Here is a 21,515-nt window from a genome sequence, read left to right as displayed (position 1 = left end):
GGGCTTGCTCAGCCCGCCGAGGCTTCTACCGAGAAACCAGCTGTGCCTTGATCCGGTCGGTGGCGTTGGCCAGCGACTCGGTGTTGATGGCGGCCGCTGCCTCGGCGTCGTGCGCGTGGGCGGCCTTGAGCAGTTGCTCCTGGTATCGCCACAGCGCATCGTCGTCAAGTGTGTCGAGGGACGCGCGGGCGCCGACGATCTTGTAGGCGCGACAGTGCTGCCACAGGGTGCGGATGGTGTTCAGGAGCACGGGGTTGCCGGAGGCCTCGTACAGGATCGTGAGCAGGGCCTCGTCGTGGTCGAGGTAGGGGACGACGGCACCCTCGGTGATCGCACGCCGCATCTGCTCGAATTCCTCACGCATGCGGGCGACGTCCGCCTCGCCGATCTGTGCGGCACCGCGGCGCGCGGCCTCGACCTCCAGGATCTGCCGCGTGTCGTAGATGTGGAGCAGCTCGGCGAGGTGCTGGCCCTTTACCACCGAGCCCTTGTGCGGAACGCGTTCGGCGAAGCCGGCCTCCTCCAGGCGTCGGATGGCCTCCCGTACCGGCATCACGCTGGTTCCGACTTCGGCGGCGATATCGCGGATACGCAGGCGGTAGCCCGCCGGATACTCGCCGCTCGTGATGGCCTCGTGCAGCACCGCGTACACCTGGTCGGTCATGGAGGGCGCCGGCTCGACACGCTTGGACATACGCACGACTGAATCATAAACAGCCTGGTCGGCGGCAGGGGTTCGACGAATGCTCACGCCCGGCACACCCTTGGCTGCGCCGCCCCAGGGGGAACCGCGTTCGAAAACTCCACCTGAACTCCACTCCAACCCATTGTGTGATCTGTGATCACATCTTAGGGTGGCGGACAGCCGAGGCGAGACCAGAGCTCCCTCCCGCATCGCGTGACGACGTCCCCCGCCTGGTCGACACGCTGGCACGTAGGTCATGTCAGGACCGGGCGTCCGGCACCGACAACAAGACATCAACTCCCACCTGGCCCGGACCTAGCCTTGAACGGTGAGTCCGGGAACCGCTCCCGGAGGCTGTGATGACCGCAAACGCAGGAAACCGATTGGATGACGCGCCCCTGTCGCGCTTCCACAAGAAACTCGCGCTCTACTCCTCGGGGGGCCCGTTCCTCGACGGCTACGTCCTGAGCGTCATCGGCGTCGCCATGGTGCAGATCACGCCGCAGCTGAACCTGTCCGACTCCGCCCAGGGCTTCATCGGCGCGTCCGCACTCATCGGGATCTTCCTCGGTGCGTTCGTGGGCGGCTACCTGACCGACAAGTTCGGCCGGCAGGTCCTGTACACCATCGACCTGATCGCCATCATCGTTTGCTCCGTCGCGCAGTTCTGGGCCACCGATCCGGTGTGGCTGTTCATCCTGCGTCTGCTGATCGGCATGGCGGTCGGCGCGGACTACCCCATCGCCACCTCGCTGCTGGCCGAGTTCACACCGCGTCGCTACCGAGGGCCGCTGCTGGGCGGCCTGGTCGTCATGTGGTTCGTGGGCGCCGCGGTGGCGTACATCGTCGGTGAGGTGCTTCTGACGGTCGGTGACGACGGGTGGCGGTGGATGCTCGCCAGCGCCGCACTGCCCGCCACGATCATCGTGCTACTGCGGCTGGGCACACCCGAGTCCCCGCGCTGGCTGGTGAACAAGGGCCGCACCGAAGAGGCCGAGGCCGTCCTCAAGCAGGTCTTCGGTCCCGACGCGACGATCGCCGACCTGCCGGCGGAAGAGCGCGAGAACGTCGACCTCAAGGCGATCATGCGCTCCGGCTACGGCGGACGGATGCTCTACATCTCCGTCTTCTGGACCTGCTCCATCATCCCGCTCTTCGCCATCTACGCCTTCGGTCCGAAGATCCTGGACGCGCTCCAGCTCGAGGGCGGCCTCGCCAACATCGGCGAGGCCATGATCACCGTCATGTTCCTCATCGGCTGTGTGATCGCCCTGCTCTGCGTGAACCGCATGGGCCGGCGCCCTCTGGTCATCCACAGCTTCATCTGGTCGGGCCTGGCCCTGCTGCTGCTCGGCATCTTCCCCGACGCCCCGTCAGGCGTGATCATGACCCTCTTCGCCCTGTACGCGGTCATCATCGGCGGCACTCAGATCCTGCAGTGGATCTACCCGAACGAGCTGTTCCCGACAGAGGTACGCGGCTCCGCTGTCGGCCTGGCCTCCTCCGCCAGCCGTATCGGCGCCGCCGTCGGCACCTACCTCGTCCCCCTGGCCCTGACCGGCTGGGGCGTCGGCGGCACCATGCTCGCGGCCGCCGCCATCAGCCTCATCGGCGCCGTCGTCTCCGTCTTCTGGGCACCCGAGACACGCGGTATGGCCCTGCACGAGTCCGCCGCGCTGACACCTCGGACCGTGAAGACCGCACCTGCCGGCCGCCCCGCGAGCGTCTGACCGTCCGCACGGGCCCTCACGAACCGTGGGGGCCCGGGTGGCCCCAACAGCGCAGTCCTGGTTGTCGTATCGGCCGGCATGTCCACGGAACAAGCGCGCGGCGCACCTCTTCCAACAGCCGAAATCTTCACCCGCAGAACATGCAGGAGGGTACCGATGAAAGACGTAGTGATCGTTGGAGGCGGCATCGCGGGACTCGCCGCGGGCTGGCGACTGCGGCACTGGGACACACTCCTGCTCGAGTCGGAGGGACGGGTCGGCGGACGCATCCGGTCGGAGCGCCGCGGACCGTACTGGCTCAACTGGGGCGGGCACGTCTACGCCGGCGGGAACTCGGCGACGTCGTGGCTGCTGAACAGCACTGGTGTCGATTCGGTGCCGGTGCCCGGCTCTCTGGCCGGGCTGTCGATGAACGGCAAACTGCTGCTCAAGGGCCGGGTGGAGAGCTACCCGTTCCGTATTCCGATGCCGATGTCGGCACGCGTCGGCATGGTCAAGGCGGGCGCCAAAGTCGCGCTGCAGGTGGCCCGTTACGCCCGTATCGTGCAGCGGCGGCGGGGCGAGACCGAGGCCCAACGCCAGCAGCGGATCTACAACTTCATGAACGACCGTTCCTTCAAGGACTTCATCGGCGACCTGCCCGAGGACGCCGAGGCCCTGTTCAAGCCCACGGTGACCCGCTCCGCCGCCGACATCGACCAGTTGTCGGCCGGCGCGGGCGTCGGCTACTTCAGCCTGGTGTGGAACATCGGTGCCGGCCTCTCGGAGAGCATCCTCGGCGGCCCGTCCACCCTCACCGAGAGCATCGCCGCGGCCCTGTCGGACCGGGTGCGGTTGAACGCGACCGTCGACGAGATCGTCCACAAGCACGACTCGGTTGTGGTCCGTTACCGGCAGGACGGAGTCGGGAAGGAGGTCGAGGCGCGCTGCGTGGTCCTGGCCACTCCCGCGACCGTCAGCCATCGGGTCGCCGTCGACCTCGACCGCGATGTCCGCGAGGCCCTGTCGAAGATCGTCTACGGCCCCTACGTGAGCGCGGCGTTCCTCACCAACGAGACCGAGCGCCAGGTCTGGGACGACGCCTACGCCATCGCGACGCCGAAGCGGTCCTTCAACGTCGCGCTGAACATGTCGAACGTCGTGCGCGGTTACGAGGCGGAACGCCGGCCCGGCAGCAGCCTCATGACCTTCTCGCCGGGCAGTCTGGCGCGCGAACTGATGGAGCACGACGACGACAAGATCCGTCGGATCTACCTCGACGACCTGGACCAGGTCCTGCCCGGCTTCACCGAAAACGTCGTCGAAGCCGAGATCCAGCGCTGGCCCACGGGCGCCCCCTACTGCTTCCCCGGCCGCGGCAAGCTCCAGCAGACGCTGACCCGCCGCACCGGACGGGTGCTCCTGGCCGGTGACTACCTCGGCACCCTCTACACCGAGACCGCGATCCAGACCGGCCTGTCCGCCGCGCAGGAGGCCCAGAGCCTGCTGGCCACCGACCGGCAGACCACCCCGCACGGCCTGGCGCCGGTGCCAGCCGCGACGTAGGTCCAACCGTCCTGTCCGGAGCCCCATACGGCTTCGGTGCGCCGAACCCATGAGCCAGGCATCCGCGCCCCGGCAGATGCCTGCCCCCAGCTTCACCCGAGGAGACTCAAGAATGTCGTCACAGCTGAGCGGTGTCCTCACCGCACTCGCCTCACCGTTCGCGTCGGACGGGCAGATCGACGAGAAGACACTGCGCCGCCTGGTCGACCGCAGCATCGACGGCGGGGTCGACGGCGTCGTCGCCTGCGGATCCACCGGTGAGTTCGCGGCGATGAGCGCAGCGGAACGGCGCCAGGTGGTCGAGACCGTCATCGACCAGGCAGCCGGACGTGTACCGGTCGTCGCCCAGACCGGTGCGGTGAGCACCAGGGAAGCGATCGAACTGTCCCGCCACGCACAGGATGCCGGGGCTTCGGTCCTGATGGTGGTCACCCCGTACTACGAGCCGCTCACGCTCGACGAGACGCTGCACTACCTGCGCACCGTCGCCGACGCCGTGGACATTCCGATCATGCTCTACAACCTGCCTGCGGCCACCGGTGTCAATCTCTCGCCGGAGACCGTCGGACAGCTCGCCCGTGAGGTCGAGAACATCCAGTACATCAAGGACACCAGCGCCGACATGGCACAGGCCGGGCAGCTGATCCACCGCTACGGCGACGTCATCTCCACCTTCATCGGCTGGGACAGCCTCCTTCTGCAGGCCATCTCCGAGGGCGCCGCCGGTGTCATGGCCGGAACCGCGAACGTCATGCCGACCGAACTCGTCTCGATCCACCGTGCGTTGCTCGACGGCGACCTCGCACGCGCGCGGGCCGAGTGGGAGCGGATCTACCCACTGATGGACGCGATCATGTCCGCTCCGTTCATTCCAGCCATCAAGGCCGCCCTGAACGCGGCCGGAATCCCCGTCGGAGAGCCCCGTGAGCCGTTGCTCGGCCTCGATGCCGCCACAACCGCCAGGATCTCTTCCCTGGTCGAGGCGCTTCCGCAGCTGTCCGCGGCACGGTGACGGAAGGCCGTCGGTCGTGAGATTCCTCGACGAACACGACGTCCGTTCCGTGTTCGACATCGACACCGCGATCGCCTCGCAACGGACGGCGTTCATCGCTCTCGCGCGGGGAGAGGCGTGGCAGCCGGAGAAGATCATTGGCAGCCACGCCGCCGATCCCGACACCGTCTTCTGCTACGCCTCTCGCCTCGACCGCACGAGCGGCCCGGTGTGCAAGTTCGGGAGCATCAACCCCGGAAACGCGGGAACAGACCGGCCGACCGTCAACGCCGTGGTCGCCGTGCTCGACCCGCACACCGGCGTCCCCCTGGCCTTCATGGACGGCACAGCGCTCACCACGCTGCGCACAGCCGCCGCGAGCGCGGTCGCGGTCAAGGCACTGGTCAGGAAGGAGGCAGCCAGACTCCTCGTACTGGGGTCCGGCGTGCAGGGGCAGGCGCACGTCGCGGCACTGCAGCGGAACAGGGCCTATGCCTGGACCGGAATGTGGTCGCCGCGCCGATCCTCGCTCGACGCCTCCGTCAACGGCCTGGCCGAGCAGGGCTTCGACGTTGAACCGGTGGAGTCCCTGGGCGACGCGATCGCCGAGGCCGACGTCATCGTCTGCGCCACGTTGGCCACCGAACCGCTGTTCTCCGCGCGTGAGATCCCGCCCGGTGCCACCGTCGTCGCGATCGGATCCTTCGAGCGGCACCGCTGCGAGATCGGGCCCGACACACTCCACGCCAGCCACCGCGTCGTCGTCGATCACGAACCGACGGCGCGACAGAACTGCGGTCCGATCGTCGCCGCCCGGGCGCAGGCCGATGCAGCGGAGCTGGAAGTCCTCGAACTCGGCCGTGTTCTGACCGGCGACGCGGCCGGTCGTGGCAGCGACGACGACATCGTGACGTACATCAGCGCCGGTCTCGGCGTACAGGACGCGGCAGCGGCCTGGAGCGTCCACCAGCAGGCCGAAGCACTCGGCATCGGCCGGAGTGCCGACTGGCCGGCCCCCACCCCACCCGACCACGGCCCACCCGCACCCGGCTGTTCCACACGACCCCACTCAAGGAGCCACTGATCATGACCACTGCCGCCGGTCTGACGACGCCCACGGTGCGACGCGCAGCAGGCGCATCGCCACTGATCACCGAGGCCGACCTTCCTCCGGCCCGCCACTTCGTCGACGGGAAATTCCTCGACGGATCGACCGAGCGCGTCATCGACGTGGTCGACCCGAGCACGGAGAGCGTCATCGCCCGGATTCCCGAGGGAACCCCCGAGGACATCGACCGGGCGGTCGCCGCCGCGGTCGCCGCCAAGGACCAGTGGGCGCGGCGGGTCCCCAAGGACCGCTCGGAAGTGCTGCACGCCATCGCCGACCGCCTGGCCGAGAACACCGAGCTCCTCGCCAAGCTGGAGTCGGCGAACACCGGTAAGCCGCTTGCGGTGTCATGGGACGACGTCGACATGACCATCGACACCTTCCGCTTCATGGCCGGTGCGCTGCGCGCGACCACCTCCATGGCCGCCGGTGACTACGCCGAGAACCATCTCTCGGTCATTCTGCGCGAACCGCTCGGCGTGATCGGCGTGATCACCCCGTGGAACTATCCCCTGCTCATGGCGGCCTGGAAGATCGCGCCCATCCTCGCCGCCGGCAACACCCTGGTCATCAAGCCGTCCGAGCAGACTCCGCTGACCACCCTGAAGTTCGCCGAACTCGTCGCCGATCTCCTGCCGCCCGGAGTGGTGAACGTCGTCACCGGATACGGCGCGGTCGCCGGTGCCCGCCTTGCCGAACATCCGGACGTGGACATGATCGCCTTGACCGGTTCGGTCCCCAGCGGTCGCGCCGTCGCCCGGGCTGCTGCCGACACCCTCAAGCGTGTGCACCTCGAACTCGGCGGCAAGGCCCCGGTCGTGATCTTCCCGGACGCCGATCTCGCGGCTGCCGCATCGTCACTGCGCACCGCCGGCTTCTGGAACTCGGGCCAGGAATGCGGGGCCGCCTGCCGCGTACTCGTACACGAGTCCATCGCCGAGCGGTTCGTCGAGCAACTCGTCAGCGAGGTCCGGTCCCTGGTCGTCGGTGAGCCGGGCTCCGGCGACGACGTCGAGGTCGGCCCGATGGTCTCCAAGGCACACTTCGACCGGGTCACGGGCTACTTGGAGCGTGCGAAGAACGAAGGCGTCCGAGTGGCGACAGGAGGCGGGGCCATCGACGGGCCCGGTTACTTCGTCGCCCCGACCGTGCTGGTCGACGTCCCCGAAGGGGCCGAAGTCGCCCGCGAGGAGATCTTCGGCCCTGTGATCTCGGTCGAGACCTTCGCCGACGAAGAGGAAGCGGTACGGCGAGCCAACGACGTCCCTTTGGGTCTGTCGGCATCGGTGTGGACCGAGAACGCTCGCCGCAGCCACGACATCGCCGCGCGTCTTGACTTCGGAACCGTCTGGGTCAACTCACATCTCGTACTGGCCGGCGAAGTCCCCTGGGGTGGATTCAAGGGATCCGGCTACGGACGCGACCTGTCGATCTACGCCCTGGACGACTACTCGCGTACCAAGCACGTCATGCACAACCACGGGCGCTGATCCCGTCCATCCCTCCGAACGCCCGTCCCGGCCGGGGAAGGAGAAGACCCAGCCCCGGCCGGCAACGGCCGCGTGCGGTGCCCGGGCCCGCGAACAGTGAATCCATGGAGGTGCGGGTGACCGTCGACGACCCCCTGATGACTCCGTTCGTCCTCAAGAACCTGACTCTGCGCAACAGGATCGTCAGCACGTCCCACGAGCCGGCCTACAGCGAGGACGGCCTGCCCAAGGACCGCTACCGCGCCTACCACGTCGAGAAGGCCCGTGGAGGCGTCGGGTTGACCATGATCGGCGGCAGCGCTCTGGTCAGCCGCGACAGCGCACCCGCATTCGGAAATCTGCAGCTCTGGAAGGACGAAGCGGAGCCTTTGCTGCGTCGACTCGCCGACGAGGTCCACGAGCAGGGCGCCACCGTGATGACTCAGCTCACACACCTCGGTCACCGCACCAGCAATTACACCGACAACTGGCTCCCGGCGATCTCGGCAAGCAATGTCCGCGAGCCCGCACACCGCGCGTTCGCCAAGGCGGCCGAGCAATGGGACCTCGACCGAGTGCTGCAGGACTTCGTCGACGTTGCACAGCGCTGCCGGTCCGCGGGTCTCGACGGCATCGAACTCATGGCCTGGGGGCACTTCCTGGACTCGTTCTGGACGCCCTTCTGGAATCACCGTGACGACGAGTACGGCGGCTCCTACGAAAACCGGATGCGGTATCCACTGCAGGTCATCCGCGCCGTCCGCCAAGCGGTCGGCCCGGACTTCATCATCGGCGCACGCATGACCTTCGATGAAGAGCGCGAAGGCGGCCTCGAGACGCACGAGGCATTGCGCGTTGCCGAAGACATCACCGAAGCCGGGATCGACTTCATCAGTCTGATCAAGGGGTCGATCGGCACCGACGCCGACCTGGCCCGCACCATTCCACCGATGTCCACCCCGGCCTCTCCCCACCTGGAGTTCGCCGGGCGGATCAAGCAGAAGCTCTCCGTACCGGTCATGCACGCCGCCCGGATCAGCGATGTCGCCACCGCGCGATACGCCATCGCAGAGGGACTGCTCGATCTGGTCGGCATGACCAGGGCGTTGATGGCCGACCCCGAGCTGCCCAACAAGATCCGCGACGGTCGCACGGACCGGATCCGTCCGTGCGTCGGCGCCAACATGTGCATCGACGGCATCTACAGCTCCGGCGCGGCGTACTGCATGCACAACCCGTCCACCGGCCGCGAGCTCGAGGTACCCCAGCGGATCGACCTTGCGAGCACGACGAAGCGCGTGGCGGTGGTCGGAGCCGGACCTGCCGGTCTGGAAGCGTCCCGGGTCCTCGCGGAGCGCGGTCACGACGTGCATCTCTTCGAGGCGGGCGACAAGGTGGGCGGACAGCTGCTGCTGGCCTCGATGGCCCCTCGCCGACGCGATCTTCGCGGAATCATCGACTGGAGAACCGACGAGCTCGCCCGCCTGGGCGTTCCGATCTCGCTGAACACCTACGTCGACGGCCGGACGCTCCTGGAGCAGTCCTGGGACGTCGTGATCGTCGCGACTGGCGGCACTCCCGCAGCACCCCGCATTCCCGGGGGCGACCTGGTCCACGACACCTGGGACGTTCTTGCTGGGGCACGACGACTTCGCGGCCGTGTGATGGTCTACGACGACCACGGCGGCAACCAAGCACTCGATGCGGTGGAAGCCCTTGTCCGAGGAGGCGCCACCGTGGAGATCGTCACGCCTGAGCGATCGCTCTCACCCGATGTCGGCTCGCTCACGGCGTCCGGTTACTTCAACTCACTCGCGGAGAACCGTGTCGCGGTCACAGTCCTGCGGCGGCTGCACGGCGTCACCAAGACTCCGAAAGGCTTGGAGGCGGAACTCGGCGTGGACGGCTCCGAGTTCCGTGAGCACCGCACGTTCGATGCCGTCGTGGCCGAGATGGGCACCGATCCGGTCCAGGAGCTCTACGACGACCTGCTTGATTCCTCGAGCAATCTGGGGGCCGTCGATGTGGCGGAACTGCTGGCTCGCAAGCCCCAGTCGGTGGTGCGCAATGAACACGGTACGTTCCAGCTGTTCCGCATCGGGGACGCCGTGGCAAGCAGGAATGTTCATGCCGCGATGCTGGATGCGGCGCGCCTCTGCCGGACGGTCTGAAACCCGTCGGTGGGTGAGGGGTTGGACGGGTGCCGTAAAGATCCGGATCGGCCGTGAGGGCGTTCACTGACAGAACTGGCGGTGCAGCAAATCGCGCAACTGCCCTTCGTTCAGCGCGGACTGAGCGAGCAGAAGCCGGCGGTGCAGGAGGCCGTCGATGAGGATGACCAGAATCTCCGCGCGGTGCTGCGCATCGAGTTGGCCCACGTCTGCAAGCATGTCGGTCAGGGCGTCGACGAACGCCGCGCGCGAGGTGTGGAAATGGTGCTGCGACTCGGGCGTGCGCAGGGCTTCGAGTTGCAACTCGAGGCGTGCCCGGTACCGATCCGGTGCTTCCAGCAGTGCCCTGATCGTCCGGATCAGCACGTCGATGACGTCGGAGACGGTGGCGACCCGTGTGCCGTCGCCAGCGAGTGCCTGCGCGGCAGCCTGGCTGTCCTGGGCGAACAGTGCCTCGGCCGCCAGGGCGAGGAGCGCGGCGCGTGTGCGGGCGTAACGGCTGGTGGTTCCTTCTGGCAGCCCGGCGCGTCGGTCGACGGCCCGATGGGTCAGTCCCCGGCCGCCGTGCTCGGCCAGCACACTGACGGCCGCCTGGCCCACCACGTCCTTGCGTGTGCCATGTCGTCCCAGGCAGCACCGACCATCAGGAGCCTTGATGACCGCCTACCGGCCCACCGCCGCCGACCGCGCGCCGCTACCGGCTTCGTACTCCAGCCAGTCCCGTCACCTCTGCCACGGCGACGACGAGCGCAGCCGTCCGTTTGCGCACTTCTTCCGCGACGACACGCTCCCGGTCCAAGGCCATGTGCGCGACGCCCTGCTCGCCGGGATGGGACCGGCCGAGTACGGCTACGACATCCACGACGCGGCCCGCATCCTGCAGAAGTCCGGGTACCACAAGGCCGAGACCGGCTGGACACGGCTTCCCGGCGGCGTCACCTACATCGCCGCGCTCACCGACATGCCCGGTGTCACAGCGCCGATGTGGGACTGGTGGTTCGGCTGGCACAGCACCGACACTGCCCGCTACAAACTCTGGTACCCCGACGGCCACCAGTACAGCTCCCTGGGTGAGGACCGCAGCGCCGGCCGCTCCCTCACCGACCGGCAGCGGTACATCGGAAACGTCTCCTACGTCGACGAATACATCGGAGGCGTCTCCATGCGCCTGGCGATCCGCTTCCTCGACCCTGCTGCCCTCGGCTTCGAGCCGACTCCCGGCACCACCACGATCTGCGCCCGCACCACCTACAGCGACCTACCAGTAGCCGCCGGCTGGCTCATCCACCAGGTCCGTCCGACCGACCAGGGCTCGGAGATGCGCAGCCGGTTCTTCATCAACCATCCCGAACTCCTCGACCTGCCCGCCCATGCCCTGGCCCCCAGCGCCCGCGCTCGCGTACTGCGCAACCCGGCCGCGCGTGCCCTGCTCACGCCGCTGCTGCCTCACATCAGCCATCGGACCGGAAGGCCCGTCCTGATGACCGGCTCGGTGTGCTCGACGGTGAATGCGTGCACGGCTGTCATGACCGTGTGCTGATCAGCGACGAGGTCGGCGACCTGCTCGGACGCCAGGATCTCGTCCATGGCGGCACGGCTGTCGGCTCCGAGCACGACACATCCGTGGTAGCGGCGGAAGGTCGGATTGTCGTGCGAGATGCCGGGCGTGGGATGCGAAAGCGAGGTCCACGGCAGTACGTGCGGAGGTCGCGCGCGCCGGCCTCATGGAGCGCGCGACCGATGCGGTCGTGCACGTACCTGCGGAACGCGCGGCGGCTCACTCCGCGGCGCCGGCGCAGCAGGAGGACGGTGCGGTGGCCGACGCCGTCGTCGTGGCCTCCGGTCCACCAGCGGCCTCCTCGTGGGCCGGTCAGGTTTCCGAGAACCCGTTCGAAGACATTCTGCTCGTCGAGGTACACCTCACGCATGTGGACCGGGAGGGTGAGCATGGCGGCCGTGCTCACCATCCGGACCTCGGCGATGCCGTCGCAGCGCCAACTCGGGGGTACGACGGTGCCCACCGTGGGAGACGAGGGCCAGTAGCCGTGATCGGTGGGGGAGAAGTGATGCTGAAGGTACTCGGCGATGGGCAGCCGCGCGACGATCTGCGCGTGAGGTCCTTTCCAGTACTCAAGGGCGGTGTCTCTCGGCAGGTCCTCGCGGAGCCACACCGGGAAGATTCCCGAGGTGGCGGGTGCCGGAGCGGTCGTACTCCCGGTGGTCGTGCTGCCCAGGCCGGTACCCAGGGGTTCGTTGCTGCTCGGTGTGGGGTTCACGCTTGCTCCGTCTGTCGCAGCATGTGGTTCTTCTGGATGCGGATCGGCTCGACGTAGCAGTCGATCGCCTTGCCGCCGAAACGGGCGATGCATCCGTTGCGGTACTCGCACACTGGCCGGCCCGGAACGGGGTCCTGCATGTTCTTGAACAGGAAGGGGTCGGCGATCATGGCTCGGGCCGCCGAGACGGCGTCGCAGCGTCCGCTGTCGATGGCCGACTCCATCCCTTTCCTCGTGTGGAACCCACCGACGCAGATCACCGGGATGTCCAGCTGCGCGGTGAACTGCTCGGCCTGGGGGAGGTTGAAGCCCTCGCTGCCGGGGGCGAGACGTTCTGCGGCGCGTTCGATGACGGGGGCCGCGGCGAGCATCGCCAGGCGTCGCCGACGCGTCATCGACATCCCTGAGCCCTCGGTGATCTGTCCGCGGATGAAGCCCTTGTAATGTCCCAGGATCATGCCCGGCCACGACTCGTAGTGCGCCCTGGAGATCTCCACCGCGTCGATGCCTTCGCCCTCCAGCACCTTGGCGACGCGCAGGAGCTCGGCGGTCGTCGCGCCCCTGCGCAGCGGGAGCATGTCCGTGCCGTTCAGCTTGAGCAGTACGGGGAAGTCGTCGCCGACGCGGGTGCGTATCGCGCGGAACACCTCGCGCAGCAGGCGCATCCGGTTGTCGAGGCTGCCGCCGTACTCGTCGGTGCGGCGGTTGGTGTGCGGGGTGAGGAACTGGCTGAGCAGGTAGCCGTGGGCGGCGTGGATCTGCACACCGTCGAATCCCACGTCCTGGGCCCGCTCCGCGGCGGCCGCGAAGGTCTCCACCACTGCCGGGATCTCGTCCCGGCGCAGGGGCCGCGGTTTCGTTCCGTACAGAGGCTCGCGCACCGTTGACGCGGACACCGGTGCCTTGCCCGGGTCGGCCGACCTGACCATCTGGCGGCCGCCGTGGTTGAGCTGGGCGATCAGGAGGCTGCCGCCGCTGTGCGCCAGGTCGACCCAGTCCCGCAGTCCGGCCTTCTTGTCGTCGTCGTCGATGCCGGCCTGACGTCCCGCGGACTTGGACTGCAGTGAGACGTAGAGGTTGCCGGTCACGATGAGCGGGGTCCCGGCCCGCGCCATGGGCTCGTAGAACTCGAGCAGCTCGTCCGTCACATAGCCGTCGTCGGTGGCACGGGTCTCGCTGGTCGCTGACTTGTAGAGCCGCCCCGGCACGGTGAGCGTGCCGATCTGCAAGGGACGCAGGAGCGGGCTGGTCGGAGGGGTGGGCATCGGCAGCTCTCCTCTACCTCATGGATGCTGTGATGTTCGGGCGCCTCGTGTCCGAGTCGTTCACGACGGCCGGTCGCTAGCGGTTGGGAAGCGCTCGTGCCGCGGCGGCCGCGATGACGCGCTGGTAGGAAGGCCCTGCGATGCGGACGAAGGCGTCGAGGACCTTCGCGTCGGCGCCGACGAGTACGCGTGCCTTGTTCCTGCGCACGCCGCGCAGGATCGTACGCGCCGCGTCGTCGGGGGAGATGCGGGCCAGCTTGCGGTCGAAGAGGTCCACGACCGCGGTTCGCTCGTCGCCGGCCGCCACGCGCGCATTGCGTGCGATGGCCGTCTTGACGCTGCTCGGGTGTACGCACGTGACCTTGACGGGGTGGCCGGCTGCCAGCATCTCCTGGCGCAGTGACTCGGTGAAGCCACGCACCGCGAACTTCGCCGAGCTGTAGGCACTCTGCCCCGGCACCGACAACAGGCCGAACAGGCTCGAGACGTTGACCAGGTGCCCGTCGCCCGACGCGATCAGGTGCGGCAGGAATGCCTTGCTGAAGTTCACCACGCCCCAGAAATCGACGTTCATGATCCGCTCGACGTCCTCGAGATCGGATCGCTCGAACGCGCCGTGGTACTCGATGCCGGCGTTGTTGTAGAGCTGATGGACACGCCCGAAGCGACCGACGACCTCACCGGCGTACCGGAAGACAGCCTCACGCTCGGTGACGTCGATCCGCGCTGCCTCGACGTCGGCGTTGAACGCCTCGACTCGCCGTACTGTCGCGGTGAGACCCGCGGTGTCGACGTCGGACAGGGCCAGCCTGGCCCCCTCGGACGCGAGTGCGACGGCCAGCGCCCGGCCGATGCCGGAGCCCGCTCCGGTGATGACGGCGACCCTGTCTGCGAATGCGTTCACGCGGCTCCATGCCTTCCTATGGGTGCGGACGGGGCCGCACGTCGAATGGCGGGTCGGCTCAGGACAGCAGCCCGACTGAACTTGGGCGATCACCCTGCCCTGTCCGTGACGCGTCCCGGCGGCCGGACCTGGCTGTGACCCCGCTGGCTGGCGAGCCTGTCCCCGGGGCTCGCAGAGGCATGTCCGCTACCTGAAGCAACTGACGCCATCAGAGAGTGTGGCGCGGCACACCCAGGTTTGCTTGACACCAGGCGACAGAATTTTTACCTTGCGCGACATGGAGCCACTGGTGCGGGCCGCAACCCTGCGGGGCTGGGCGATTCTGGTCCGCGAACTCGGCGGGGACCCGGACGTCCTGCTCGCGTCGGCGCGCCTGTCCAGGCACGCACTGGAGGACGAGGACGCCCTGGTTCCCGCGCGTGCCGCGATGCACCTGCTGGAGGCATCGGCGGTAGGTCTCCGCTGCCCGGACTTCGGTCTGCGGATGGCGCATGCGCAGGACCCGACCGCACTCGGACCGCTGGCCCTGGTCCTGCAGAACACACCGACCGTGCGTGACATGATCCAGACCGCGGCGCAGTACCTGTTCGTGCACAGCCCGTCGCTCACGCTGGCGCTGATTCCCGCGGGGCAGGAGTTCCCCGGTCACGTCGCGATGCGGTTCGACATGGTGCTCGACCCGCGCCCGCCCGCCCGTCAGGCGATGGACCTCGGCCTCGCCACGGCCCACCGACTCCTCGGCCTCGTCGTCAGGAGTGGATACCGGCCCCGGGCCGTGCTGCTGCCGCACTCGCCCGCCGCCCCATTGTCATGCTACGTGCGGTTCTTCGGGGCCGAAGTGCGAGCGGAACGTGCGCACGGCGCCCTGATCATCGACGAGCAGCTGATGGACGTCCCTCTCCAGGACGTTGACGAGACGATCCGCCGGATCGCGACCAGCTACCTCGATGCGAACTACCCGGCCCCCGGCTCGTCCACGGCCGGTCTCCTGCGCACCGCGATGGCGCGCACTCCCGGCGGGCGGGCGGGAGCGAGCCTGGAGCAGGTGGCGAGGTTGCTGGCACTCCATCCCAGGACGCTGCAGCGTCGCCTGGCCGAGGAGGGAACCGGTTTCGACCAATTGCGCGACGAAGGGCTGAGGGAACTCGCGCACCAGTACCTCACGGAGTCCTCCCTTTCGATGTCGCATGTGGCGCTCGCCCTGGGCTTCTCCGAACAGTCGGCCCTGACGCGTGCTTGCAGGCGCTGGTTCGGGCAGACGCCGACGGCGCTTCGGCGCGGCAACCGGTAACCCCTCGCCCCGTCACGACCGGCTCACCGTCAGCCCGGCACCCCCGGTACGCCGCATCGAGACCCTGCCCGCGGTCTCGGTCACGCGCCCCAAGCCCGGATGTGGCTGTGGCAGTCTCGCCCGCCAGCTTTCCTGATGAAGTGTCAGCTGCCATCCGTGATTCGTCCGCGGAACCACGTGGCGGCGCGTGAGAAGTCTTGCCACTTCGGTGTCTGGCAGGTCGGGCGTCTCTCCGGGATCCACATGGGTAGTTCGTGGGGGTGGGCTTCTGTGGCTCACGGTTGCTGGGCAGCAACAGGCCTGAGAACCATGATCACTTGACCCGGCAGCGCGTGGTGCCTGCTTCGCGCTTCGCCACCAGGCCAGCCCCACTCCGGGCTAACGCCTGGCTGCGGCTTGGTGACATCTTCAGTGCCGGAGCAAAGGACACGACGGCCAGGGCCTCGGCGAGTTTCCACCCGAGCGATCACCGGCGCTCCAACACGGGGGAGGGGCGTGGGCTGCTGGCAGGGGTTCCCCGGTCTTCGAAGTTGAGCGGTGCGCGAGGAGCACCGGAGCCCCAGCAGTGACCGGGAGAATGTGGCACTCGGTGCTGAAGTGTCACATCCTCGCGGCGAAGGCCATGCAGGCAGCACCGGCAAAAGGGGTCCACTTCTCAACTTTCCAAGACCCGGTTTCCCTAGGTGATGATGGTGGGTGCGGCCCGGGGGCGGATATGGGGCGGAATTACGGTGGCCCCGCCGTGTCGGTCGGCGGTCCGCACACATCACCGACGAGCGAGCGGAACCATTGATGAGCGGGGTGGTTGTGCAGCCGTTCGTGCCAAATGAGTTTGTAGGTCAGCTTCTCGCTTTCGAAGGGCAACGGGCGGACCGCCAACTCTTGCTGTGCGATGAGCGTTTGACCGTGCCCGTCGATGAAACCACTCGGCACGCACGTCAACAGATCGCTTTCCGCAACGATCCGCAATGCGTCGACAAAGTGATTGACGACGGCCACGATCGTCCGTGTGCGACCCTGCAAGCCGAGCCAGCCGTCAATCACACCCAGATCCACACCTGATGGGGTCACCAAGACGTGGTCAGCCGCCGCGAACTGATCCAGAGTCATCTCTCGCGTCAACGGGTGTCCGCGGCGCATCACGCACACGTAGTGCTCTGTGTGAAGGACCCGCACGTGGATGTCGCGAGGAAGCGCGGGAAACATGCCGACCGCGCAGTCCAATGTGCCGCGCTCGATTCCGTCCAGAGACCTGGCATTGGTGTGGAACGAGAAAGCGATGCGGGCATAGGGCGACGTCTCCCTCAGCTTCAGCGTGATGCCGCACACCGCTTCGGCCGCGAGGCTGTCCGTGACCGAGAGACGGAAACCGGTCGGATCCGTACGGGGATCGAAGTGCTGGGGCGCGATCGAGGACCGGATCGTCGCCAGTGAACGGTGAAGCTCCGGCCAGATGGCCAGCATCCGCGACGTCGGCTGAACGCCGTCGGCGACCCTGAGGAACAACTGGTCCTGCATCAGCTTTCGAGCACGCCGCAGTGCGTTGCTGACGGCAGGCTGGCTCATCGACAGGCTGGTCGCGGCGCGTGTCACGTTCCGCTCGAGCATGACGGCTTCGATGACCAGGAGCAGGTTGAGATCAAGCCGCACGTTATTCACCTGGGTTATGGCGATACCCCCAGACTGTGAATTGGACCCGTTCGGAGCTTTGGGCAACGCTATCAGCACGAACGCACCCGGCGTGCCGGGCTGTGACCCGCCGGATTGCAGTCGGTGACTGACGTCCGAGATGCAAGACGTGGAAAGGATATTCGCCGCGATGATAGACGCTCCTGTCGGAGACGTGCTACCGAAGCTGACCGGAAAGATCAGTCCAGAACGGATTCGTCTGATGCGCACCCCACGGCCGCCGCAGGACCTGATCGAGGGGTTCAAGCGCATCACCGACGCGACCAGCGTCGTCTCCGACATCATGGACGAGCTGGGAATCACCGGGGTCATCGGCGCCTCGGTCCTCAAGCCGACCTTGCCGTCAGCGAACATGGTCGGACCGGCGCTCACGGTGCGCAACATCGTGCAGCGTGAGCCGGTTCATGAAACGGCGCGCGACCACGTCAATCGCATGGCGGAGTTCGAGGCACACAACCTGGCCCTGCCCGGCGACGTCATCGTGATCGACGGTGTCGCCGGCATCTCCAACATGGGCGGGATCTCGGCGCAGACGGGCAAGCGGCAGGGCGAAGCCGGCGCCATCATTTCCGGCGGAATCCGCGATGTCGGCCATTCCCGGCGGGTGGGCTATGCGGTTTGGGCCACCGAAATCACCCCGGTCACGGGAAAGTGGCGCATCGAGACGGTGGAGATCAACGGCGACATCCAGATTTCCGGTGTCCGCGTCTCGCCCGGCGACATCGTCGTGGCGGACGAGACCGGCGTGTGCTTCATCCCGCTCGCCAGGGCGGCCGAGGTGCTGGAACAGGCCCTGGTGAAGGCGGCCTTCGAGGAACAGAAGTGTGCCGCGATCGACGCCGGCACCGCCGTAGCCGATCTCCCGACGAATGCGTGAGGTCATGACCGATTCCCCGCGGAGACTGCGTGTCTCCATCCTCGACGACTACCAGGACGTCGTCCGCACGCTCGACTGCTTCAGCAAACTGCACGGCCATGACGTCACGATCTGGAACGACTCCGTGTCCGACGTGGACGTGCTGGCCAAGCGTTTGGCCGACGCCGACGTGCTGGTGCTGCTGCGCGAGCGCACCAAGGTCGACGAAGCACTACTCAGCCGCCTGCCGAACCTCCAACTGATCAGCCAGAACGGCCACATACCGCACATAGACCTCGACGCGTGCACACGGCACGGCGTGATCGCCTCCTCGGCCCTTACCGCCCGCCCGTCATACCCCACCGTGGAGCTCACTTGGGGCCTGATCCTCGCCGCGTTGCGCAACATCCCGCTCGAGAGCGCCGCGCTGCGTGAGGGCCGCTGGCAGAGCACCGTCGGGCTGGGACTGCGCGGCCGGACGCTGGGGATCTACGGCTTCGGCCGGCTCGGCTCGATGGTGGCGCAGATCGGTGTGGCGTTCGGCATGGAGCTGCTGGTCTGGGGGCGGCAGGGCTCACTGGACCGGGCGAGGGAAGCGGGCTTCCCGGTCGCCGAGAGCAGACAGGCCCTGTTCGAGCAGTCGGACGTGCTCAGTCTGCATCTGCGCCTGAACGATGCCACGACCGGGCTGATCGGCCCCGACGACCTGGTCCTGATGAAGCCGACGGCCCTGCTGGTGAACACCAGCAGGGCGGAGCTGATCCAGCCCGGGGCGCTCGTCGAGGCACTGCGGGCAGGCCGGCCCGGCAAGGCGGCGGTCGACGTGTTCGAGTACGAGCCGCTGACCGACCCGGACGACCCCCTGCTGCGGTTGCCGAACGCCCTGTGCACGCCGCACATCGGCTTCGTCGAGCGCGACAACTACGAGTTCGCCTACGGCAACGCCTTCGACCAGATCGTGGCCTTCGCCGAGGGCGACCCGATCAACGTCCACAACACGGATGCGCTGAGAGATGCGCTGAGAAAGGACACGCAATGAATCTGGAGCTCGACGGAAAAGTCGTGCTGGTCACAGGAGGCAGTAAGGGCATCGGCCTGGCCTGTGCCCGGGCCTTCGGCAACGAAGGCGCCCGCGTCGTCATCGTGTCACGTGGCAAGGACAACCTGTCCGCCGCCCAGGAAGCCCTGGCGGAGGACGGCGTGACCGTCACGACGCTCGCGGCCGACCTGTCGGACGGCACGGCGGCCGAGGAGGCGGTGGCCGCAGCCGAGGAGCAGGTCGGGCCCGTCGACGTGCTGATCAATTCTGCCGGCGGCGCCAAGCGTGTGCCCCCGGGGGAGCTGGCGCCGGACAAGTGGCGCGTGGCGATGGACGCGAAGTTCTTCACCTACATGAACGTCATGGACCACCTGCTGCCTCGGATGGTGGCGAGGGAGTCCGGCTCGATCGTCAACATCATCGGCACCGGCGGGAAGATCGCCTCGCCGATCCACCTTCCCGGCGGTGCGGCGAACGCTGCTCTGATGCTGGCTTCCGCAGGTCTGGCCGCGGCCTGGGGCCACGCCGGCGTCCGCGTCAATGTCATCAACCCCGGGGCGACCATGACCGGCCGGGTGCAGATGTCCCTGGACGCGGAGTCGCGCATGACCGGCAAGTCGCCGGAGGAGCTGCTGCGCCGCAATCAGGAACGCATCCCGCTCGGGCGATACGCCACCCCGGAGGAGGTCGCCGACGCGGCCCTGTACCTCGCCAGCGCCCGGGCGTCCTACGTGACCGGCGCGTCGCTGACGATGGACGGCGCGCTGACGCCGCTCGTCGTGTGAACGGCTGAGCCGAAAACAGAACCAAAAACACTTGGAGGAACAACGGTGTTCCACTGGTATCGCGAGCTGACGAAGCGCGAGCGCAACACGTTCTGGGGATGTTTCGCAGGGTGGGCGGTCGACGCAATGGATGCGCAGCTGTTCAGCTTCGTACTCCCCGTGCTCATCGCAACCTGGGGGTTGACGACGGCCCAGGCAGGCTATCTGGCCACGGCGACGCTCCTGTCGGCGGCCATCGGTGGCTGGGCGTGTGGTTTTCTGGCGGACCGCTTCGGCCGCGCCCGCGTCATGCAGTTCACCATTCTCTGGTTCGCGGTGTTCACGTTCATCGCGGGCTTCACGCAGAACTTCGAGCAACTCATCATCGTGCGCGTGCTGCAAGGACTGGGCTTCGGCGGCGAGTGGGCCGCCGGCGCGGTGCTGATGGGTGAGATCATCCGGCCCGCCCATCGCGGCAAGGCGGTGGGTTCCGTCCAAAGCGGCTTCGGCATCGGCTGGAGCGCGGCGTCGCTGGTGGCCGGCGTGGTCCTCGCCCACGTACCGGCGGAGTACAACTGGCGCGTGCTGCTGATGATCGGGGTGCTCCCCGGTCTGCTGGTGCTGTGGTTGCGACGCACCATCGAGGAGCCGGAGCTGTACAAGCAGACGCGCGCCGCCATAGCGGCCGAAGGCCGCGGCCCCGGCCTCGGGGCGATCTTCAAGCCGGGCGTGCGGGGAGTGACCATCAAGGCGTCACTGCTGGCGTTCGGCGTGGTCGGCGTCGGCGGGGCGATCGTCAACTGGCTGCCCACGTTCATGAAAACGGTCCGGGAGCTGTCACCCAGCGCCTCGGGGTACTACCTGTTCCTGGTGACCGGCGGTTCCTTCTTCGGGTTCCTGGCGAGCGCCTATCTGGCCGACGTCCTCGGCCGACGACGGACGTTCCAGCTGTTCCTGTTCTGCTCGTGGCTGGTGACCATCGGCTACATGTTCCTGCCGTTGTCGGGGTGGGGGCTGGTCCTCATGGGTGTGCCGTTCGGCTTCTTCACGATCGGCAACTACGCGACGCTGGGCCCGTTCTTCACGGAACTGTTCCCCACAGCGGTCCGTGGCAGCGGGCAGAGCTTCGCCTACAACTTCGGCAAGGCGGCCGGCGCCCTCGCGGTCACCTGCATCGGCATCCTCGCCCAGTGGATCACCTTGGCCGAGGCCATCGGGCTGATCGCGCTGCTCGGTTACAGCGTCGCGATCGTGATCACCCTGCTGCTTCCGGAGACAAAGGGCATGGACCTCAAGCCGGGTGTCGATGCGGCGCCCGCAAGCCCATCCCCCAGCAACGCAAGCCCATCACCCAGCAACTCCTCAACCGCGTGAAGACGGCCGTGTCACACCTCTCCACGATCCTTGCTTCAACCACAGATCGCGCTTTTGGTGCTCGGGTCCCGGCTCGTCGCCCATGGGACCGGCCCCTTCCGAGGCCGTAATCCATCACCGCGGTCGGCCAGGCCACGAGACCTTCATCGAACGGTTCACCAGGCAGCGACCCCGACAAGGATCGTACGAGCCGTCAACCGCTCGTCCCCCGCACCCCGTTCAGCGAGGCGAACGCACCCAAGGCCTCGCCATCCCCGACCAGGCATGCGCGGTCGCCGACACCTGCCGCAAACCCCTGACGGCAGTCCACGTCGCTGCCGACCGCGTAGGTCGCGGAACGCACGCTCACTCTCACCGA

General features: G+C 67.7%; 17 protein-coding genes. 12 read left to right on the top strand and 5 right to left on the bottom strand.

Features of this window, described 5'->3' with window-relative positions:
* Positions 1 to 25 precede the first annotated feature (25 nt).
* Positions 26 to 694: a GntR family transcriptional regulator gene (locus ACSMXV_RS06710; protein ID WP_473178843.1), complete on the bottom strand. Its 669-nt coding sequence runs from the start codon at positions 692 to 694 to the stop codon at positions 26 to 28.
* 374 nt (positions 695 to 1,068) lie between these two features.
* Here ACSMXV_RS06710 and ACSMXV_RS06705 point away from each other — a divergent pair, with 374 nt between their 5' ends.
* The 6 genes from ACSMXV_RS06705 (at position 1,069) to ACSMXV_RS06680 (ending at position 9,699) form a co-directional block, all read left to right on the top strand.
* On the top strand, positions 1,069 to 2,415 hold the full coding sequence (locus ACSMXV_RS06705) for an MFS transporter (RefSeq protein WP_473176794.1): 1,347 nt from the start codon (positions 1,069 to 1,071) through the stop codon (positions 2,413 to 2,415).
* Positions 2,416 to 2,571: 156 nt separating this feature from the next.
* On the top strand, positions 2,572 to 3,960 hold the full coding sequence (locus tag ACSMXV_RS06700; RefSeq protein ID WP_473176793.1) for an NAD(P)/FAD-dependent oxidoreductase: 1,389 nt from the start codon (positions 2,572 to 2,574) through the stop codon (positions 3,958 to 3,960).
* 112 nt (positions 3,961 to 4,072) lie between these two features.
* Positions 4,073 to 4,972 (top strand): 4-hydroxy-tetrahydrodipicolinate synthase, encoded by a 900-nt coding sequence (dapA, locus tag ACSMXV_RS06695; RefSeq protein ID WP_473176792.1) that lies wholly within the window; start codon positions 4,073 to 4,075, stop codon positions 4,970 to 4,972.
* Positions 4,973 to 4,988: 16 nt separating this feature from the next.
* The gene (locus ACSMXV_RS06690) at positions 4,989 to 6,035 is read left to right on the top strand and encodes an ornithine cyclodeaminase family protein (protein ID WP_473176791.1); all 1,047 of its coding nucleotides are present in this window, start codon (positions 4,989 to 4,991) and stop codon (positions 6,033 to 6,035) included.
* 2 nt (positions 6,036 to 6,037) lie between these two features.
* The gene (locus tag ACSMXV_RS06685; RefSeq protein WP_473176790.1) at positions 6,038 to 7,549 is read left to right on the top strand and encodes an aminobutyraldehyde dehydrogenase; all 1,512 of its coding nucleotides are present in this window, start codon (positions 6,038 to 6,040) and stop codon (positions 7,547 to 7,549) included.
* A 104-nt stretch (positions 7,550 to 7,653) separates the two neighbouring features.
* Complete coding sequence (locus ACSMXV_RS06680) at positions 7,654 to 9,699, top strand: oxidoreductase (protein WP_473176789.1); 2,046 nt, start codon at positions 7,654 to 7,656, stop codon at positions 9,697 to 9,699.
* Positions 9,700 to 9,762: 63 nt separating this feature from the next.
* On the opposite strand, the gene ACSMXV_RS06675 is transcribed toward ACSMXV_RS06680, so the two are convergent.
* Positions 9,763 to 10,299 (bottom strand): TetR/AcrR family transcriptional regulator, encoded by a 537-nt coding sequence (locus ACSMXV_RS06675; protein WP_473176788.1) that lies wholly within the window; start codon positions 10,297 to 10,299, stop codon positions 9,763 to 9,765.
* A 55-nt stretch (positions 10,300 to 10,354) separates the two neighbouring features.
* Between ACSMXV_RS06675 and ACSMXV_RS06670 the strand changes: the two genes are divergently transcribed.
* The gene (locus ACSMXV_RS06670) at positions 10,355 to 11,239 is read left to right on the top strand and encodes a DAPG hydrolase family protein (protein ID WP_473176787.1); all 885 of its coding nucleotides are present in this window, start codon (positions 10,355 to 10,357) and stop codon (positions 11,237 to 11,239) included.
* 732 nt (positions 11,240 to 11,971) lie between these two features.
* Here ACSMXV_RS06670 and ACSMXV_RS06665 read toward each other — a convergent pair.
* Positions 11,972 to 13,240 (bottom strand): NADH:flavin oxidoreductase, encoded by a 1,269-nt coding sequence (locus ACSMXV_RS06665; RefSeq protein WP_473176786.1) that lies wholly within the window; start codon positions 13,238 to 13,240, stop codon positions 11,972 to 11,974.
* Between the two features lie 76 nt (positions 13,241 to 13,316).
* The gene (locus ACSMXV_RS06660) at positions 13,317 to 14,144 is read right to left on the bottom strand and encodes an SDR family NAD(P)-dependent oxidoreductase (RefSeq protein WP_473176785.1); all 828 of its coding nucleotides are present in this window, start codon (positions 14,142 to 14,144) and stop codon (positions 13,317 to 13,319) included.
* Between the two features lie 277 nt (positions 14,145 to 14,421).
* Between ACSMXV_RS06660 and ACSMXV_RS06655 the strand changes: the two genes are divergently transcribed.
* Complete coding sequence (locus tag ACSMXV_RS06655) at positions 14,422 to 15,435, top strand: AraC family transcriptional regulator (RefSeq protein ID WP_473176784.1); 1,014 nt, start codon at positions 14,422 to 14,424, stop codon at positions 15,433 to 15,435.
* 726 nt (positions 15,436 to 16,161) lie between these two features.
* Here the strand turns inward: ACSMXV_RS06655 and ACSMXV_RS06650 are convergent.
* Complete coding sequence (locus ACSMXV_RS06650; protein ID WP_473176783.1) at positions 16,162 to 17,085, bottom strand: LysR family transcriptional regulator; 924 nt, start codon at positions 17,083 to 17,085, stop codon at positions 16,162 to 16,164.
* Positions 17,086 to 17,233: 148 nt separating this feature from the next.
* Between ACSMXV_RS06650 and ACSMXV_RS06645 the strand changes: the two genes are divergently transcribed.
* The 4 genes from ACSMXV_RS06645 to ACSMXV_RS06630 are packed head-to-tail and all read left to right on the top strand — an operon-like array spanning position 17,234 to position 21,157.
* Complete coding sequence (locus ACSMXV_RS06645) at positions 17,234 to 18,001, top strand: RraA family protein (RefSeq protein ID WP_473176782.1); 768 nt, start codon at positions 17,234 to 17,236, stop codon at positions 17,999 to 18,001.
* Positions 18,002 to 18,005: 4 nt separating this feature from the next.
* Positions 18,006 to 19,019, top strand: coding sequence for a D-2-hydroxyacid dehydrogenase family protein (locus ACSMXV_RS06640; protein WP_473176781.1), 1,014 nt, complete (start codon positions 18,006 to 18,008; stop codon positions 19,017 to 19,019).
* The gene (locus tag ACSMXV_RS06635; RefSeq protein ID WP_473176780.1) at positions 19,016 to 19,804 is read left to right on the top strand and encodes an SDR family oxidoreductase; all 789 of its coding nucleotides are present in this window, start codon (positions 19,016 to 19,018) and stop codon (positions 19,802 to 19,804) included. Before ACSMXV_RS06640 ends, ACSMXV_RS06635 begins: the two co-directional genes overlap by 4 nt.
* Before the next feature lie 45 nt (positions 19,805 to 19,849).
* Positions 19,850 to 21,157, top strand: a complete 1,308-nt coding sequence (locus ACSMXV_RS06630; protein ID WP_473176779.1) for an MFS transporter — start codon at positions 19,850 to 19,852, stop codon at positions 21,155 to 21,157.
* The last annotated feature ends 358 nt before the right edge of the window (positions 21,158 to 21,515 follow it).

This window comes from Streptomyces sp. DSM 42067, assembly GCF_055792885.1.
The sequence above is the reverse complement of the archived record's forward strand: the minus strand, read 5'-3'. Positions and strand labels throughout refer to the sequence as shown.